This window comes from Nocardioides plantarum (assembly GCF_006346395.1).
Taxonomy (GTDB): domain Bacteria; phylum Actinomycetota; class Actinomycetes; order Propionibacteriales; family Nocardioidaceae; genus Nocardioides; species Nocardioides plantarum.
Genome location: NZ_VDMS01000003.1, coordinates 76,227 through 92,494, shown reverse-complemented (window position 1 = coordinate 92,494; position 16,268 = coordinate 76,227). Strand labels below are relative to the sequence as shown.

Here is a 16,268-nt window from a genome sequence, read left to right as displayed (position 1 = left end):
GATGAGGGCCCGCCGTCCCGGCCCCTCCGTTCGGATCAAGGTCGTCGAGGGGGGCCGCACCCGCGAGGACCGCGTGGTCACCGAGGAGCCCCTGGAGATCAGGCTGCAGTGGCCGGGTGCCCCGGCCCGCCGGGTCTGGACGACCATGCGGACACCTGGCCACGACTTCGAGCTCGCCGCTGGCTGGGTCCGCCACGAGGGCCTGGCCACCTCCGTGCACGGCGTCGCCTACTGCACCGACGTGACGCTCGCGCCCGAGCAGGAGTTCAACGTCGTCACCGTCACCCTCGACAGCGAGCCCCGCACCCTCCCCCACCAGCACGAGGCCCAGTCTGCGGGGTCGTCGGCATGCGGCGTCTGCGGCCGCGACAGCGTGGAGGCCGCCATCGCCACGACGGGCCGGCCGTGGACCGGCGAGCTGCCCTCCGACGACGTCGTACGGCGCCTGCCCGGTCTGCTGCGCGAGGGGCAGAAGGTCTTCGACCGCACCGGCGGGGTCCACGCTGCCGGTCTGGCCACCGCGGCCGGCGACCTGCTCGTCGTGCGCGAGGACGTCGGTCGGCACAACGCGGTCGACAAGGTCACCGGCGCCCGCATGCTCGCCGGCGACCCGGAGGCCGGGGCCGCGCTGGTCGTCAGCGGCCGCGCGGGGTTCGAGCTCGTCCAGAAGGCCGTCGCCGTCGGCACCGGCGCGCTGGTCGCGGTCGGCGCCCCCACCAGCCTCGCCGTCGACCTCGCAGCCCGGGCCGGTCTGGCGCTGTGGGGATTCGCCTCCGCCGAGCGCGCTGTCCGCTACTGCTGAAGCAGCCGCAGCCCGTGCTCGGCGAGCGCAGCGAGGACCCGCTCGATGTCGTCCGTCGGCGCGTCGTCGTCGAAGGAGCCGTAGGCCCGCACCCCCAGGCCGGAGTCGACGACCTGCACGATGCCCCCGAGCGAGGGCAGCAGGACCTGCAGGTGTCGCTCCGACGTCTGTTCGAGGTCGTGGAGGCCGAGCGCGAGGAGGCCGGCCGCGACGGCGTTCCCGTCGCTGCCGTTGCCCCACATCTCGAAGGTCCGGCGCGCCGTGGACGACTCGAAGACGGGCCAGAGGGGCGGGTCGAAGCCGTCGAGGACCCGCGCGACGGCCGGGAGCAGCCCACCGTCGAAGGCGAGGGCCTCGTCGCTGTGGCGCGGCAGCACGTAGACGCGATCGGGCGCACCGGCCACGAAGCAGAACTCGTCGCCGTCGAGCGTGTCGGCTATCACGACTCCACGCGTCTGCAGCGTCTCGGGCGTCACCTCCACCCCGTCGGTCTCCCAGAACCAGTAGTCGGTGATCCGCTGGCGCCACTGCGCGGTCGTGCCGGCGAGGTCACCGGGCACGTAGACCCGCACGGTCTCGCACGTGATCCCGCGCCCGTAGCGCTCCACGTGGGCGACGTAGTCCTCGGGCAACGGGGTGCCGAGCGCGGCTGCCGCCGCGCTGGTCTCGCTCGCCGGGACGGGGCTGGAGTGGCGGCTCACGAGCCGCAGGTCGCTGAGGTTCACACCCGCGTTCTAGCACGCCGGCCCCGGCTCCGCGGCGCGTGCTCCGCGGCCATGTCGGTGGTCGCACCTAGCGTTGGAGACATGCGCATCCTCCACACCTCCGACTGGCACCTGGGCCGGTCGTTCCACCGTGAGGGGATGCTCGGCCACCAGGCCGCCTACGTCGACCACCTGCTCGAGGTCGTCGAGTCCGAGCGCGTCGACCTGGTGGTCGTGGCCGGTGACGTCTACGACCGCGCGCTGCCGCCGGTCGACGCCGTACGGCTCTGCGACGACGCGCTCGTGCGGCTGGCCCGCTCGCGGGCCTCGGTCGTGCTGACCAGCGGCAACCACGACTCCGCCCAGCGCCTCGGCTTCTCCTCGCGCCTCATCGACGCCGCCGGGGTCCACCTGCGCACCGACGTCTCGTCGGTGGGCTCGCCGGTGCTGCTCGACGACGCCCACGGCCCGGTCGCGGTGCACGGCATCCCCTACCTCGACCCCCACGCGGTCGCCGAGCCGTGGTCGCTGGGCCAGCGCTCCCACGAGGCGGCGCTGACCGAGGCGATGACCCGCGTACGCCGTGACCTCGCCGCGCGCCGCGGCACCCGCTCGGTGGTGCTCGCCCACGCGTTCGTCGCCGGCGCGCAGCCGTCCGACTCCGAGCGCGACATCACCGTGGGCGGTGTGGCCCGGGTGCCGACCAGCGTCTTCGACGGCGCCGACTACGTCGCGCTGGGTCACCTCCACGGAGCTCACGTCCTGAGTGACCGGGTGCGCTACAGCGGCTCCCCGCTCGCCTACTCGTTCTCCGAGGCCGGTCACCACAAGGGCTCCTGGCTCGTCGACCTCGACGCGACGGGCGCGGTGTCCGCCGACTGGGTCGAGGCGCCCGTCCCGCGCGCCCTCGCCCGCCTGACGGGCACGGTCGAGGAGCTGCTCGGCTCCCCCGAGCACGCCTGGGCCGAGGGCTGCTGGGTCGAGGCCACGCTGACCGACCCGGGTCGTCCGCTGCAGGCGATGGAGCGGCTGCGGCGACGCTTCCCCCACACGCTCGTGCTGTCCTTCGCCGGCGCCCGGCCGGCGCTGGGTGCGCCGGCGGCATCGATGACCCACGCCCGGCGCGACCACGAGGTCGCCCGCGAGTTCCTCATCGAGCTGCGCGGCCACGAGCCCGACCCCGACGAGGCCGCGCTCCTCGACCGGGCGGTCGACGCCTGCTGCGACGACCCCGACGCCGACGCCCTCATCAGCGAGGTCGGGGCGGTGGCGCCGTGAGGCTGCACACCCTCACGGCCGAGGCGTTCGGACCCTTCGCGACCGCGGCGACGGTCGACTTCGACGAGCTGTCCGACGCCGGGCTGTTCCTGCTGTCCGGGGCGACCGGGGCGGGCAAGACCAGCGTCCTCGACGCGGTGTGCTTCGCGCTCTACGGCGACGTTCCCGGCGACAGGAGCGCCGCCAAGCGGCTGCGCTGCGACCAGGCGGCCCCCGGCGCCGTGCCGCGGGTGCAGCTCGAGGCCACGCTGTCGGGCCGGCGCTTCCGGTTCGTCCGCTCGCCGGCGTGGGACCGCCCCAAGAAGCGCGGCTCCGGCACCACCACCGAGCCGGCCAAGGTCACGGTCTCCGAGCTGGTCGACGGGGCGTGGCAGCCGCTGTCGAGCCGCCTCGACGAGGCCGGTGACCTGGTGGGTCGCGTCGTCGGGCTGACGATGAACCAGTTCACCCAGGTCGCGATGCTTCCCCAGGGTCGCTTCCAGGCGTTCCTCCGCGCCCGTTCCGACGAGCGCCACAAGCTCCTGCAGCAGCTCTTCCGTACCGGCCGGTTCGAGGCCGTCGAGCGGTGGCTCGTCGAGCGTCGGCAGCGCCTGTCCCGCGACGACGCGCGTCACCACGAGCGCGTCGCCGACGTGGTCAGCCGTGCCACCGAGGCCGCCGCGGTCGCGCTGCCCGACGGCATCGACCTGCACGCGCTCCAGCTCGCCGCCGATGACGGCGTGCTGCGCTCCTGGCTCGAGCAGACGCAGGCCGCCAGCGTGCGCGCCCGCAGCGCCGCCGACGCGACGCTCCTGGAGGTCACGGCCCGCGAGGGCGCCGCCCTGACGGCGCTCGAGCAGACCCGGAGCGAGGCGGCCCGTCGGCGACGGCTCGACACCGCCCGGCACGAGCTGGCCGACCTGCGCAGCCGCGCAGCGGCCCACGACGACGACACCCGTCGGCTCGACGCGGCCCGGCGCGCGGCCGGCGTCCTGCCCTGGGCGCGGCTGGCCGAGGCCGCCGACCTCCGGGCCGAGGCGGCGACGACGCGCGCCGTGGCCGCAGCGAGGGCCCTGCACCAGCACCGGCCCGACGTCGAGGAGTCCGTCGACCTCGAGGCGCTGGCCGCCGACTGTGCCGAGGCCGCGGCCACCGCCCGCGCCCTGCGGCCCCGGGCCGAGCGGCTCGTCGTCGTCGACGAGGAGGTCGGCGCCCTCCGACGCCGGGTCCACCGGCTCACGGCCCAGCTCGACGAGCTGCGCCGGGTGCACGCCCAGCGACCCGCCGAGATCGACGAGCTGCGGGCCCTGGTGCTCGAGGTGCGCGCCGAGGCGGCCACGGTCGACGGGCTGACCGCCCAGGCGCAGGACCTGCGCAACCGGCTCGACGCGCACGAGGAGGCGACCGTGCTCGCCGCCCAGCGCGAGGAGGCCCGTGAGCGCTGGCTGACGTCCCGCGAGGTGTCGCTGGCCCGCAAGGACGCGCTGCTCACCGTCCAGCTCGCCCGGGTCGACGGCATGGCCGCCGAGCTCGCCGGGGCGCTCGTGGTGGGCGGCGGCTGCTGCCCCGTCTGCGGGTCCGCCGAGCACCCGTCCCTGGCCCATCCGGCGCCCGGTGCCCCCGACGCCACGACCGAGCGCGAGGCCCGCAAGCAGCTGGCCGACGCCGAGGTCGTCGAGCACGCCCTCGACCAGCAGGTGCGCGACCTCGACCAGAACCTCGCTGCCGCCACCGCTCGAGCCGGCGAGGGCGATCCGGCCGAGCTCGTCGCGCGGTTGGCCGCCCGCCAGGCCGCTCTCTCCCAGTCGTGGCGAGCCGCGGGCCGGCTGCCCGACCTCGAGGCCCGGCTCGACGCCCAGGTCGCCGAGCTCGACCAGCTCGGTACCCGCGTGGCCGGGCTCACCGCCGACGCGGCGGCCGCCGACACGGCCCACCAGCGGGCCACGACCGAGGCCGAGGCGCTGCGCGCCGAGCTCGCTGCCCTGGGGGCCGCCGACCTCACGGCTCTCGACGCGATCGCCGCGGCCCACCGCCGTACCACCGAGCTGTGCGCCGACGCCCTGCGCTACCGCGACGACGCCGTCGAGGCCGGCTGGTCGGCCGAGCAGGCCCACCGCGCGCTCGACGACGCCGCGACCGAGGCCGGGTTCGCCGGGCCCGGCCCCGTCCGCGAGGCCGCCCTCGAGCCCGACGCCGTGGCCCGGCTCGCCGAGTCCGTGGCCCGGCACCAGCAGCGTCTCGCCGCCGTCACCGAGGTGCTGCGCGAGGCCGGCCCGTCCGACGACGAGCCCGTGGGCGACCTCGACGCCACGCTGGCCGCTCACGAGGCGGCCCACCAGGCGGCGGTGACGGCCTCGCGTCGGGCCGCGTCCGACGTGGCGGTCCACGCCGCCCGCTCGACCCGCCTGGCCGGGCTGCTGGTCGAGCTCGACGAGGCCCTGGCCGCCTGGGCACCGCTGCGGCGCGACCTCGCGCTGGTGACCCGGCTGTCCTCGTTCGTCGAGGGTCGTTCGGCCGACAACCTGCTTCGGATGCGCCTGTCGGCCTTCGTCCTGGCCTACCGCCTGGGCCAGGTCGTCGGCGCCGCCAACGAGCGCCTGGCCCGGATGAGCGACCAGCGCTACTCCCTCGAGCACACCGGCAAGCGGGGCGCCGGCGAGACCCGCGGCGGGCTCAGCCTGCTCGTGCGCGACGACTGGTCCGGCGAGTCCCGCGACCCCGCCACGCTCTCGGGGGGCGAGACCTTCGTGGTCTCCCTCGCCCTCGCCCTGGGCCTGGCCGACGTGATCGCCCACGAGGCCGGAGGTGCCTCCCTCGACACCCTCTTCGTCGACGAGGGCTTCGGCTCCCTCGACGCCGACACCCTCGACGACGTCATGGACACCCTCGACGCCCTGCGCGACGGCGGCCGCGTGGTCGGCGTGGTCAGCCACGTCGCCGAGATGCGCGACCGGATCCCCACCCAGCTCGTGGTCACCAAGTCCCGCCAGGGCTCTTTCGTCGCCCTGCGCCGCTGACCCGTCCGCCACGGGCGACGGGTCGACGTACGTCTCTCGCTGACCCGTCGCCCATGGGCGACGGGTCGGCGCAGATTTCTCGGTGACCCGTCGCCCATGGGCGACGGGTCGACGTCAACCCGGTCGCCGAGACCGACGGCCTGCGGATAGGTTCGCGAGCATGAGTGGTCTCGACCCGACCTTCACCGACCTGCCCTACCGGGCGCTCGGCGACGCCGCCCTCACCCGCGCCCGGGAGCTCGGCGTCACCCACGCCGACTTCCGGTTCGAGCGGGTCCGCTACCAGAGCCTGCGGGTGCGGGACGGGGCGCTCCAGGGCGCCAGCGACGCCGAGGACCTCGGGTTCGCCGTCCGCGTCATCCACCAGGGCTCGTGGGGCTTCGCGGCCGGGGTGGTGCTGACGCCCGAGGAGGCCGTGCGGGTGGCCGAGACCGCCGTCGCGGTCGCGGTCGTCGCCTCCGGTATGACGACCAGGCCCGTCGAGATCGCCGACGAGCCGGTCTACGACGACGTCACCTGGGTCAGCGCCTACCGGACCAACCCGCTCGAGGTCCCGACCGCCGACAAGGTGGCCGTGCTGGTCGACTGGACCCAGCGGCTGCGCACGGGGTCCGCGGTCGACCACGCCACGGCCTACCTCCAGCAGGTCCAGGAGAACAAGTACTACGCCGACCTCGCCGGCACCCGCACCACCCAGCAGCGGGTGCGGATGCAGCCGGGGTTCGAGGCGATGGGCGCCGGGGCCGACACGTTCGACTCGATGGCCAGCATCGCCCCGCCCGTCGGCCGCGGCTGGGAGTACGTCACGGGCACGGCCGCCGAGGGCGCCTGGGACTGGGACGCCGAGCTCGACGAGGTCCCCGAGCTGCTGGCCGAGAAGCTCAAGGCCCCCAGCGTCGAGGCCGGCACCTACGACCTGGTCATCCACCCCAGCAACCTGTGGCTGACGATCCACGAGTCGATCGGCCACGCCACCGAGCTCGACCGGGCGCTCGGCTACGAGGCCAACTACGCGGGCACCTCGTTCGCGACGATCAACAAGCTCGGCACGCTGCAGTACGGCTCCGGCGTCATGAACGTGACCGGCGACCGCACCCAGGAGCACGGCCTGGCCACCGTCGGGTACGACGACGAGGGCGTCGAGACCCAGCGCTGGGACATCGTCCGCGACGGGGTGCTGGTCGGCTACCAGCTCGACCGCCCGATGGGCGTGATGCTCCCCGAGCTCAACGGCGGGCGGTCCAACGGCTGCGCCTACGCCGACTCCCCCGGCCACATCCCGATCCAGCGGATGGCCAACGTGTCGCTGCAGCCCGACCCCGACCCGACCGGACCCAGCACCGCCGACCTGATCGGCCGGGTCGAGCGCGGCCTCTACGTCGTCGGCGACAAGTCCTGGTCGATCGACATGCAGCGGTTCAACTTCCAGTTCACCGGCCAGCGGTTCCACACGATCAAGGACGGCGAGCTCGTCGGCCAGGTGCGCGACGTCGCCTACCAGGCGACGACGACCGACTTCTGGGGCTCGATGGAGGCGGTCGGCAACCGCGACACCTGGGTCCTCGGCGGTGCGTTCAACTGCGGCAAGGCCCAGCCCGGGCAGGTCGCGGCGGTCAGCCACGGCTGCCCCACGTCGCTGTTCCGCGACGTACGGATCCTCAACACCCTCGAGGAGGGCGGCAACTGATGGCCACCCCGACCAACCCCCAGTCGCTGGTCGAGCAGGCGCTGGTCGCCACGACCGCCGACGACTGCATCGTCATCGTCCGCGACCACACCAGCGCCAACCTCCGGTGGGCCAACAACACCCTCACCACCAACGGCGTGATGCACGGCCTGACCGTCACGGTCGTCTCGTTCGTCGGCGAGGCGACCGGCTCGGTCACCGGCAGCGCGACCACGCAGGCCCAGGTCACCGACCTGGTCAAGGCGGCCGACGCGGCCGCGCGGGCCGCCTCGCCCGCCGAGGACCGCAACCCCCTGGTCACCGCCGCCGACTCCCCCGCCAGCCCCGCCTGGGACGACGCCCCCGAGCCCACCGACATCCACGTCTACGACGCGTTCGCGCCGGCCCTCGGCGAGGCCTTCGGGCGAGCCCAGGCCGGCGGCCGGATCCTCTACGGGTTCGTCAACCACGAGGTGACCACGACCTACCTCGGCTCCTCGACCGGCCTGCGCCTGCGGCACGTGCAGCCCACCGGCCACTACGGCTGCACCGGCAAGAACGCCGCGCTCACCGAGAGCGCCTGGGTCGGTGGGGCGACCCGCGACTTCGCCGACGTCGACGCCCTCGCCATCGACGCCGAGGTCGCGCAGCGCCTGGCCTGGGGCAGCCGGCGCGTCGACCTGCCCGCGGGCCGCTACGACACGATCCTGCCGCCGACGGCCGTGGCCGACGTGATGATCGACGCCTACTGGTACGCCGGGGCCCGCGACGCCTGGGAGGGCCAGTCCGTCTACAGCCGGCGGCCCACCGGCACCCGCATCGGCGAGCGGATCGCCTCGCCCGGCGTCCACCTCTACAGCGACCCGGCGCACGACCGGCTGCAGTGCGCGCCGTTCAACGTGGCGACGTCGTCGGGCAGCGAGAGCTCGGTCTACGACAACGGGCTCCCCCTCGGCCGCACCGACTGGATTCGCGACGGCGAGCTCGCCGCGCTGCTGCAGACCCGGCACACCGCCACGATGACGTCGCAGCCGGTCACCCCGGCCGTCGACAACCTGGTCCTCGACATCGACTCCGGCGCCGGGACGATCGACGACCTGGTCGCCGGCACCGAGCGCGGACTGCTGCTGACCTGCCTCTGGTACATCCGCGAGGTCGACGCCCAGTCGCTGCTGCTCACCGGGCTGACCCGGGACGGGGTCTACCTCGTCGAGAACGGCGAGATCACCGGCTCGGTCAACAACTTCCGCTGGAACGAGAGCCCGATCGACCTGCTCCGCCGCTTCAGCCACGCCTCGGCCACCGTCCCGAGCTTCAGCCGCGAGTGGGGCGACGACTACTTCTCGCGCACCGCCACCCCGGCGCTGCGCATCCCCGACTTCAACATGTCGAGCGTGTCGCAGGCCATGTGACGCTCACCCGAGCAGGTCGTCCTTCGTCCCGCGCAGGTGAGCCCAGGCACGGTCGAAGGCGGCGTCGCGGTCCTCGTCGCGCGCGGCCTCGCGAGCGTGGAGCACCCCGTAGGTGAAGGAGCTCTCGCCGTGGGCGGTCGCCTCCTCGGAGATCGCGAGGAGGTCGGCACGCGCGACCGCGGCGTCCTGACGGTCTCCGAGCACCCGGGTCACCTCCTGCGCCGCCTTGCGCAGCCGCTTGGCGTCGCGGCCCCACGCCGGCTCGAGCACCTCGCAGGCGTAGCGGAGCCGCTTGGCGGCCTTGCGGGCGTCGTGCAGCGCCTCCTCGCGCTCGGCCGGCTCCGCCGTGCGCGCGCGGCGGACGCGGGTGCGCAACCGCTTGTGGTCGCGGGCCACGAGGTCGACGAGGTCGTCGGCGGGCTCGTCCGCGGCGTCGGTCCAGGGCGGGTCGACCACCAGGTCGTCGAGCTGGTCGAGCAGGCGGAGGTAGCGGGGCGAGCCGAGCGTCTCGCCGGCACCCGCCGCCGTGTCGCGGAGGTGGGCGCCGTAGTGGTCCTCGAGGCGACGGCGTACGGGTCCGACGACGAGGTCGGGGTCGAGGTCGTCGACCAGGCCGCGCAGCCGGTCGAGGGAGACCTCGGCGTCGCGGGCGTCGCCGAGGCTGCGCGCGAGCCACTGCAGGTCGGCGCGGACGGGGTCGGTGACGTCGCGGTCGAGCAGCGGCCGGTAGGTCGCCAGCGCACCCCGCAGCCGTCGGCAGGCCACCCGCAGCCGGTGGACACCGTCGTCGGCGCCGCGTCGTACGTCGCAGTCGCGGCGGCGCAGCTCGGCCACCTGGTCGAGGAGCCGGGCGTGCAGCACCGGCCCCGCAGTGCCGTCGCGATCCGGCTCGGGAGGCGCCGGGAACCCCGCGAGCCGCTCGGCGAGGACCGTGCCGATCTTGCGCTGCTCGGTGCGGGGGTGGATGTCGCTGGCCGCGGCCAGCAGGGCGTCGGCCGCGTCGAGCAGCACGGGTCCGGCCCCCACGAGCTCGATCTCGAGCTCGCGCCAGCTGATGGCAGCGGCAGCGGCAGGCCCGTCGATCGGGGTGCCGACCACGACGTCGTCGGCCACCTCGGCCAGCACCGCGCCGTCGGCGTCGAGGAGCAGAGACGTCGTGCGCTCGGTCACGATCGTCGCGACCGGGCCCAGGTCGCGCCCGCGGGTCCACCCCAGCACGGTGTGCGCGAGCGTGGCCGGGACGACGTCGGACTCCCCCAGCGGCAGGTGCACCTCGTCGCGGCCGTCGCCCGCCGGGATCTTGAGGTGCCAGCCCGCGTCGTCCCCGCCGGTACGACGACGCAGCGTGACGCCGGCGCAGATCAGGGACAGGTCGTCGGTGTCGAGGTACGTCGCGGCGAGGGTCGCCGTGCGCGGCTCGGTCACCGAGGCCACCGCCGTCAGCGCGGCGAAGTCGGGCAGGACGTCGTCTGGCCCCAGGGCGTAGGCCCTCTCGACCTCGTGGTGGTCCGTCACGGGACCAGTCCTATCCGATCGGGGTGAACGACCGGTGGGAGGGCCGTCACGGGCCGGGGATCGGGGCGCGCGGGTCGTAGGGAGTGCGGGTGTAGACGAAGGTCGCGCACTCCAGGTGGTGCTCGTGCGCGTGCAGGGTCTCGCCACGGTGGTAGCCGGTGGCGCCGACGACCCGGCCGTCGGGGCGTACCTCGAAGGTGTGGCTGAGCGTGCCGCCCTGCAGGGCGCGGACCTCGAGCCGCTCGTGCTGCCAGCGCCACTCCGTGGCGGTGTTGCCCCAGAACCAGACGCCCAGCAGCGGCTCGACGGCGGCCGGCACCGTGGTGGACGGCACCCACGGCACGGGGAGTCGGGGCGGCGTACCGGTGAGGAGCGCGTGGGCCACCCGGTCGGCGTCGAGCCCGGTGGTCGCGTCGGCGAGCGCGATGGTGCCGTCGCCGCTGACCGGGTCGACGAACAGCGAGGCGAGGAAGCCCGGCATCGAGCCGGTGTGTCCGACCAGGCCGCGTCCGTCGAGGTCGACCAGCCGCAGGCCCAGGCCGTAGCCCGGGTCGAGCCGGGGCGTCGACATCTCGGCGATGCTCGAGGCGGCCAGGACGTCGGGCCGCCGCCCGGCCAGGACCGTGGCCCACACCGCGAGGTCGGCGACGGTGCTCCAGAGCTGCCCGGCCGGGGCCATCGCCCCGGTGTCGGTGTGCGGCTCGTCGTGGAGGACGCCGGTGAGGTGGCCGACGCTGTGACCCCGGGCGTGCGGGGCGACCGGGCCCCACGTCGTACGGGTCATGGCGAGGGGTGCGAGCAGCCGCGTCTGCACGACCTCCCACCACGACGCGCCGCGCAGCCGGGCGACGACCTCGCCGAGCAGGCCGTAGCCGAGGTTGGAGTAGTGGAAGTAGTCGCCCGGGCGGCTCACGGCGCCCGACCCGTCGTGGGCGGCGGCCAGCTCGGCGAACGAGCCCCCGGTCGACCGCTCCCACCAGGGCCCGGCCGGCTCGCTCTGCATGCCGCCGGTGTGACCGAGCAGGTCGGCGAGGGTCAGGTCGGCGTAGCCCACGCCGGGCAGGTGGGCCCCGAGCCGGTCGTCGAGCGTGAGCAGCCCCTCGTCGCGGAGCTGGACGACGAGCACCGCGGTGAGCGTCTTGGTGATCGACCCGATCCGGTAGGCCGTCGCGGGGTCCGCGGACACCCCGGCGGTCTCGACCAGGGCGCCGTCGCGCAGGACGCCGCCCACGACCGACGGGAGCCGACCGTCGTGCTGGAGGGCGGTCAGCCGGGCGGCCAGGCTCACTCCGGGCCGACCTCCGCGAACGCCTCCGGCGGCGGGCAGGCGCACACCAGGTTGCGGTCGCCGTAGGCCTGGTCGATGCGGCCGACCGGCGGCCAGTACTTGTCGCCGGTGAGCTGCGAGGCCGTGCCGGTCGGGAAGACCGCGAGCTCGCGGGAGTAGGCGCGGTCCCACTCGCCGACGAGGGCACGTGACGTGTGCGGGGCCCCGCGCAGCGGCGAGGTCTCGGGGGTCCACTCCCCCGCGGCGACCCGGTCGATCTCAGCGCGGATCGCGATCATCGCGTCGCAGAACCGGTCGATCTCGGCGAGGTCCTCGGACTCGGTCGGCTCGACCATCAGGGTGCCCGCGACCGGGAACGACATGGTCGGGGCGTGGAAGCCGTAGTCGACCAGGCGCTTGGCCACGTCGTCGACGGTGACGCCGGTGTCCTTGGTCAGGGCTCGCACGTCGAGGATGCACTCGTGGGCGACCAGCCCGCCGTGCCCGGTGTAGAGCACCGGGAAGTGCTCGCCGAGGCGCTTGGCGACGTAGTTGGCGGACAGCACGGCGGCGGCCGTGGCCCGGGTCAGGCCCTCGGCGCCCATGAGCCGGATGTAGGCCCACGAGATCGGCAGGATCCCCGCCGACCCGTACGGCGCCGCGCTCAGCGGCCCGATGCCCACGCGCTTCTCGGGCTCCGGGTGCATGCCGTGGGTCGGCAGGAACGGCGCCAGGTGGGCACGCACCGCCACGGGCCCGACGCCCGGACCGCCACCGCCGTGAGGGATGCAGAAGGTCTTGTGCAGGTTGAGGTGGGAGACGTCGCCGCCGAACTCGCCGGGCTTGGCGTAGCCCAGCAGGGCGTTGAGGTTGGCCCCGTCGACGTAGACCTGCCCGCCGTGGGCGTGCACGACCTCGCACAGCTCGGAGATCGTGTCCTCGTAGGCGCCGTGCGTCGAGGGGTAGGTCACCATGATCGCGGCCAGGGTGTCGGTGTGCTTCTCGCACTGCGCGCGCAGGTCGTCGAGGTCGACGGTGCCGTCGTCGGCGCCCTTGACCACGACGACCTTCATGCCGGCCATCACGGCCGAGGCGGCGTTGGTGCCGTGGGCCGAGCTGGGGATCAGGCAGACGTCGCGCTGCTGGTCGCCGCGCGAGTGGTGGTAGCCACGGATGGCCAGCAACCCGGCGAGCTCGCCCTGGGAGCCGGCGTTGGGCTGGATCGAGACGCGGTCGTAGCCGGTGACCTCGGCCAGCCAGCCCTCGAGCTCGTCGACGAGCTGCCGGTAGCCCTGCGCGTCCTCGGCCGGGACGAACGGGTGCAGGTCGGCGAAGCCGGGCAGCGAGACGGGCTCCATCTCGGTCGTCGCGTTGAGCTTCATCGTGCAGGAGCCGAGCGGGATCATGCCGCGGTCGAGCGCGTAGTCGCGCGCCGAGAGCCGCCGCAGGTAGCGCAGCATCTGGGTCTCGCTGTGGTGGCTCGAGAAGACCTCGTGCGTGAGGTACGCCGTCTCGCGGCGCAGGTCGTCGGGCAGCGAGTCGCCGACGAGCTGGTCGATCGCCTCGACGTCGGACTCGGTGGTCGAGCCTGTCGAGACCCCGAACGCGTCGAGCACGCTCTCGACCGTCGAGCGGGTGGTGGTCTCGGACGTCGACACCCCGACCCGGTCGGCGTCGACCAGGCGCAGGTGGATGCCGCTGGCGCGGGCGTCGGCGACCACGGTCTCGGCGCGACCGGGCGCCTGCACCTCGAGGGTGTCGAAGAACCGCTCGTGGGTGACGGTGAGCCCGCCGTCGGTGAGCGCACGGGCCAGGACCGCGGCGTAGCGGTGGGCCCGGGTCGCGATCGCCCTGAGCCCCTCGGGGCCGTGGTAGACGGCGTACATCGAGGCGACGACGGCGAGCAGCACCTGCGCGGTGCAGATGTTGGACGTGGCCTTGTCGCGGCGGATGTGCTGCTCGCGGGTCTGCAGGGCCAGGCGGTAGGCGCGGTTGCCCTCGGCGTCGATGCTCACCCCGACCAGCCGGCCGGGCAGGTGCCGCTCGAGGCCCTGGGCGACGGCCATGTAGCCGGCGTGCGGGCCGCCGTAGAACAGCGGGACGCCGAAGCGCTGGCTGGATCCGACGACGACGTCGGCCCCCATCGAGCCGGGCGACTCGAGCAGGGTCAGGGCGAGCAGGTCGGCGGCCACGACGGCCAGCGCGTTGCGCTCGTGGGCCGCCTCGATGAGCGGCTTCGGGTCGAGCACCCGGCCCGAGGCGCCGGGGTACTGGACCAGCACGCCCGACAGCGCCCCGTCGGGCAGGTCGTCGGGCAGGCCGGTGGTGAGGTCGGCGACGACCACCTCGATGCCCATGGCCTGGGCGCGGGTGCGCACGACCTCGATGGTCTGCGGCAGCGCGTCGGCGTCGACGACGAACGGGCCGCTGGCCTTGCGGTTGCCCCGGCGGACGAGGGTCATCGCCTCGGCGGCGGCGGTGCCCTCGTCGAGGAGGCTGGCGTTGGCGGTGGGCAGGCCGGTGAGGTCGCCGACGACGGTCTGGAAGTTGAGCAGCGCCTCGAGCCGGCCCTGGCTGATCTCGGGCTGGTAGGGCGTGTAGGCGGTGTACCAGCTGGGGTCCTCCAGCACGTTGCGGCGTACGACGGGCGGCGTGATCGTCGCGTGGTAGCCCAGCCCGATCATCGACTCGCCGGGCCGGTTGGCCTCAGCGATCCGGCGCAGCTCGTCGGCGGCGGCCGCCTCGGTCAGCGGGGCGGGCAGGTCGAGCTCGTCGGCGCTGCGGATGCCGCCGGGCACCGCAGCGGCCATCAGCTCGTCGAGCGAGGCGTAGCCGAGCCGGCCCAGCATCCGCTCGATGTCGTCGGGGCGCAGGCCGATGTGGCGATCGACGAACGGCAGCGCCGCGTCGAGCTCGGAGAGGCTGAGGTGGTCGGACACGAGGGCTCCTGGGATCGCACGATCACGGACGGCCCTCCCCCTCTGTCACCCTCGCCAAGAATCTGGTCGGGGGGCTCCACAGGTGCCTGCTCCGCGCGGTCCGGGTGCCTGAGAGGTTCCGGGGAGGAATTGCCCCTTCGGCGCTTCGGTGCTGCTGAAGACTCTCCCGCGCGGGATCGTCAGCCCCGCCAATCTAGCCGACCCGTCGCCCATGGGCGACGGGTCACCCCGAAAACGACGCTGACCCGTCGCCCACGGGCGACGGGTCAGCGTGGAGGACGGTGGATCAGCCGGCGTTGCGGGCCTGACGGCGTACGGCGAGCTCGTCGGCGGCGGACGGCGTGTCGTTGGTGGCGGCGGGCTCGTCGGCGCGCTCGCTGGGCAGCTCGGCGAGGGTGCCCTCGATCTCGCGCCAGACGCCGCCGATGGCGATGCCGAACACGCCCTGACCGCCCTGGAGCAGGTCGATGACCTCGTCGTTGGAGGTGCACTCGTAGACCGACGCACCGTCGCTCATCAGCGTGACGTGGGTCAGGTCGTCGGTGCCGCGCTCGCGCAGGTGGCCGACCGCGGTGCGGATCTGCTGCAGCGAGATGCCGGCGTCGAGGAGGCGCTTGATGATCTTGAGGATCAGGATGTCGCGGAAGGAGTAGAGGCGCTGCGAGCCCGACCCCTTGGCGCCTCGCACGGTCGGCTCGATGAGCCCGGTGCGGGCCCAGTAGTCGAGCTGCCGGTAGGTGATGCCGGCCGCGCTGCACGCGGTCGGACCGCGGTAGCCCTGGTCGCTGGGAACCGTGGAGAGCTCGTCGGTGAAGAGCAGACCCTGCTCCTCGGCAGACTCGACGATGACGCTGTCGACAGCGTCGTGGTGCGGCTTCTGCTCGTTCACACGGTCCTCCGTGAGGTCTACTTCGCTCCGGGGAAGGTGCCGTGATGACACGCATGGAGTTACAGCGAAGGACTTCAAGGTACGGCGCCCGGTGCGGTCGGTCAAAGAACCTCTCGGCGTGTCGCAACCCTCAACCTCAGGTTGAGGCTCAGCCTGCGGAGTCGGTCCCGGCCTCGAAGTCCTCGGGCGTCACGTGGTCGAGGAACTCACGGAACCTCTCGACCTCGTCCTCCTGCTCGGCGGGCACGGCCAGGCCGGCCTCGTCGAGCACGCCCTCGGCGCACACGATGCGGGTGCCGGTGCGCAGGGCCAGCGCGATCGAGTCCGACGGCCGGGCGCTGACCTCGACGCCGGACACGAAGACCAGGTTGGCGAAGAACACGCCGTCCTTGACGTCGATGATCTGCACCTCGGTGAGCTCGTTGCCCGTGGCCTCGAGGACGTCCTTGAACAGGTCGTGCGTCAGTGGCCGCGGGGGTACGACGCCCTGCTGGGCGAACGCGATCGCCGTCGCCTCGACCGCGCCGATCCAGATCGGCAGGTAGCGCTCGCCCGACACCTCGCGCAGCAGCACGATCGGTTGGTTCGAGGGCATCTCGACCCGTACTCCCATGACGTCCACCTCGCGCATGCCTCAACCCTACTCGCGTCCGGTCGGGGACTCGGACGGCATGTCGGCGGGGCCACCCTGGGTTGTTACCGACCGTTCGGACTGCTGGCCTGCCCGTTGAAGCGCATGCCAGCAGTCGCAACGGTCAGTAACAAGCCCGGTTCGGCCCGCACCCCGCCCACCGAGCAGG

The 16,268-nt window shown here is 74.0% G+C and carries 11 protein-coding genes and 1 riboswitch; of the genes, 5 read left to right on the top strand and 6 right to left on the bottom strand.

Going from position 1 to position 16,268, the window contains the following annotated elements; translation table 11 throughout:
* The first annotated feature begins 1 nt into the window (after position 1).
* Positions 2-802, top strand: a complete 801-nt coding sequence (locus FJQ56_RS15830; RefSeq protein ID WP_140010558.1) for a formate dehydrogenase accessory sulfurtransferase FdhD — start codon at positions 2-4, stop codon at positions 800-802.
* Here the strand turns inward: FJQ56_RS15830 and FJQ56_RS15825 are convergent.
* Complete coding sequence (locus FJQ56_RS15825) at positions 793-1,527, bottom strand: SMI1/KNR4 family protein (RefSeq protein WP_140010557.1); 735 nt, start codon at positions 1,525-1,527, stop codon at positions 793-795. The genes FJQ56_RS15830 and FJQ56_RS15825 overlap by 10 nt on opposite strands.
* Positions 1,528-1,608: 81 nt before the next feature.
* Between FJQ56_RS15825 and FJQ56_RS15820 the strand changes: the two genes are divergently transcribed.
* The 4 genes from FJQ56_RS15820 to FJQ56_RS15805 all read left to right on the top strand — a co-directional run bounded on the left by FJQ56_RS15820 (position 1,609) and on the right by FJQ56_RS15805 (position 8,858).
* Positions 1,609-2,784, top strand: coding sequence for an exonuclease SbcCD subunit D (locus FJQ56_RS15820; protein WP_140010556.1), 1,176 nt, complete (start codon positions 1,609-1,611; stop codon positions 2,782-2,784).
* Positions 2,781-5,780 (top strand): AAA family ATPase, encoded by a 3,000-nt coding sequence (locus tag FJQ56_RS15815; protein WP_140010555.1) that lies wholly within the window; start codon positions 2,781-2,783, stop codon positions 5,778-5,780. Before FJQ56_RS15820 ends, FJQ56_RS15815 begins: the two co-directional genes overlap by 4 nt.
* A gap of 160 nt (positions 5,781-5,940) precedes the next feature.
* Positions 5,941-7,467, top strand: coding sequence for a TldD/PmbA family protein (locus tag FJQ56_RS15810; RefSeq protein WP_140010554.1), 1,527 nt, complete (start codon positions 5,941-5,943; stop codon positions 7,465-7,467).
* Positions 7,467-8,858: a metallopeptidase TldD-related protein gene (locus tag FJQ56_RS15805; protein WP_140010553.1), complete on the top strand. Its 1,392-nt coding sequence runs from the start codon at positions 7,467-7,469 to the stop codon at positions 8,856-8,858. The genes FJQ56_RS15810 and FJQ56_RS15805 overlap by 1 nt, the downstream gene beginning before the upstream one ends.
* Before the next feature lie 3 nt (positions 8,859-8,861).
* Here the strand turns inward: FJQ56_RS15805 and FJQ56_RS15800 are convergent, their stop codons facing one another.
* From FJQ56_RS15800 to FJQ56_RS15780, 5 genes are all read right to left on the bottom strand, one after another.
* Positions 8,862-10,373 carry a CYTH and CHAD domain-containing protein gene (locus FJQ56_RS15800; protein ID WP_170215430.1) on the bottom strand — a complete coding sequence of 504 codons (1,512 nt, stop codon included), beginning with the start codon at positions 10,371-10,373 and terminating at the stop codon, positions 8,862-8,864.
* Between the two features lie 46 nt (positions 10,374-10,419).
* Complete coding sequence (locus FJQ56_RS15795; RefSeq protein WP_140010551.1) at positions 10,420-11,661, bottom strand: serine hydrolase domain-containing protein; 1,242 nt, start codon at positions 11,659-11,661, stop codon at positions 10,420-10,422.
* Positions 11,658-14,579, bottom strand: a complete 2,922-nt coding sequence (gcvP, locus tag FJQ56_RS15790; RefSeq protein WP_140010550.1) for an aminomethyl-transferring glycine dehydrogenase — start codon at positions 14,577-14,579, stop codon at positions 11,658-11,660. The genes FJQ56_RS15795 and gcvP overlap by 4 nt, the downstream gene beginning before the upstream one ends.
* 86 nt (positions 14,580-14,665) lie before the next feature.
* Positions 14,666-14,758, bottom strand: a riboswitch (glycine riboswitch).
* A gap of 107 nt (positions 14,759-14,865) precedes the next feature.
* Entirely contained in the window at positions 14,866-15,426 is a 561-nt protein-coding gene (locus tag FJQ56_RS15785; protein WP_140010627.1) for a MerR family transcriptional regulator, read from the bottom strand.
* A gap of 190 nt (positions 15,427-15,616) precedes the next feature.
* Positions 15,617-16,099, bottom strand: coding sequence for a bifunctional nuclease family protein (locus FJQ56_RS15780; RefSeq protein WP_140010549.1), 483 nt, complete (start codon positions 16,097-16,099; stop codon positions 15,617-15,619).
* Between the last annotated feature and the right edge of the window lie 169 nt (positions 16,100-16,268).

Bases quoted from the DNA above. Each gene is read 5' to 3' on its own strand.
- FJQ56_RS15810 (WP_140010554.1), top strand. From the start codon at position 5,941: ATGAGTGGTCTCGACCCGACCTTCACCGACCTGCCCTACCGGGCGCTC.
- FJQ56_RS15805 (WP_140010553.1), top strand. From the start codon at position 7,467: ATGGCCACCCCGACCAACCCCCAGTCGCTGGTCGAGCAGGCGCTGGTC.
- FJQ56_RS15820 (WP_140010556.1), top strand. From the start codon at position 1,609: ATGCGCATCCTCCACACCTCCGACTGGCACCTGGGCCGGTCGTTCCAC.
- FJQ56_RS15830 (WP_140010558.1), top strand. From the start codon at position 2: ATGAGGGCCCGCCGTCCCGGCCCCTCCGTTCGGATCAAGGTCGTCGAG.
- FJQ56_RS15780 (WP_140010549.1), bottom strand. From the start codon at position 16,099: ATGCGCGAGGTGGACGTCATGGGAGTACGGGTCGAGATGCCCTCGAAC.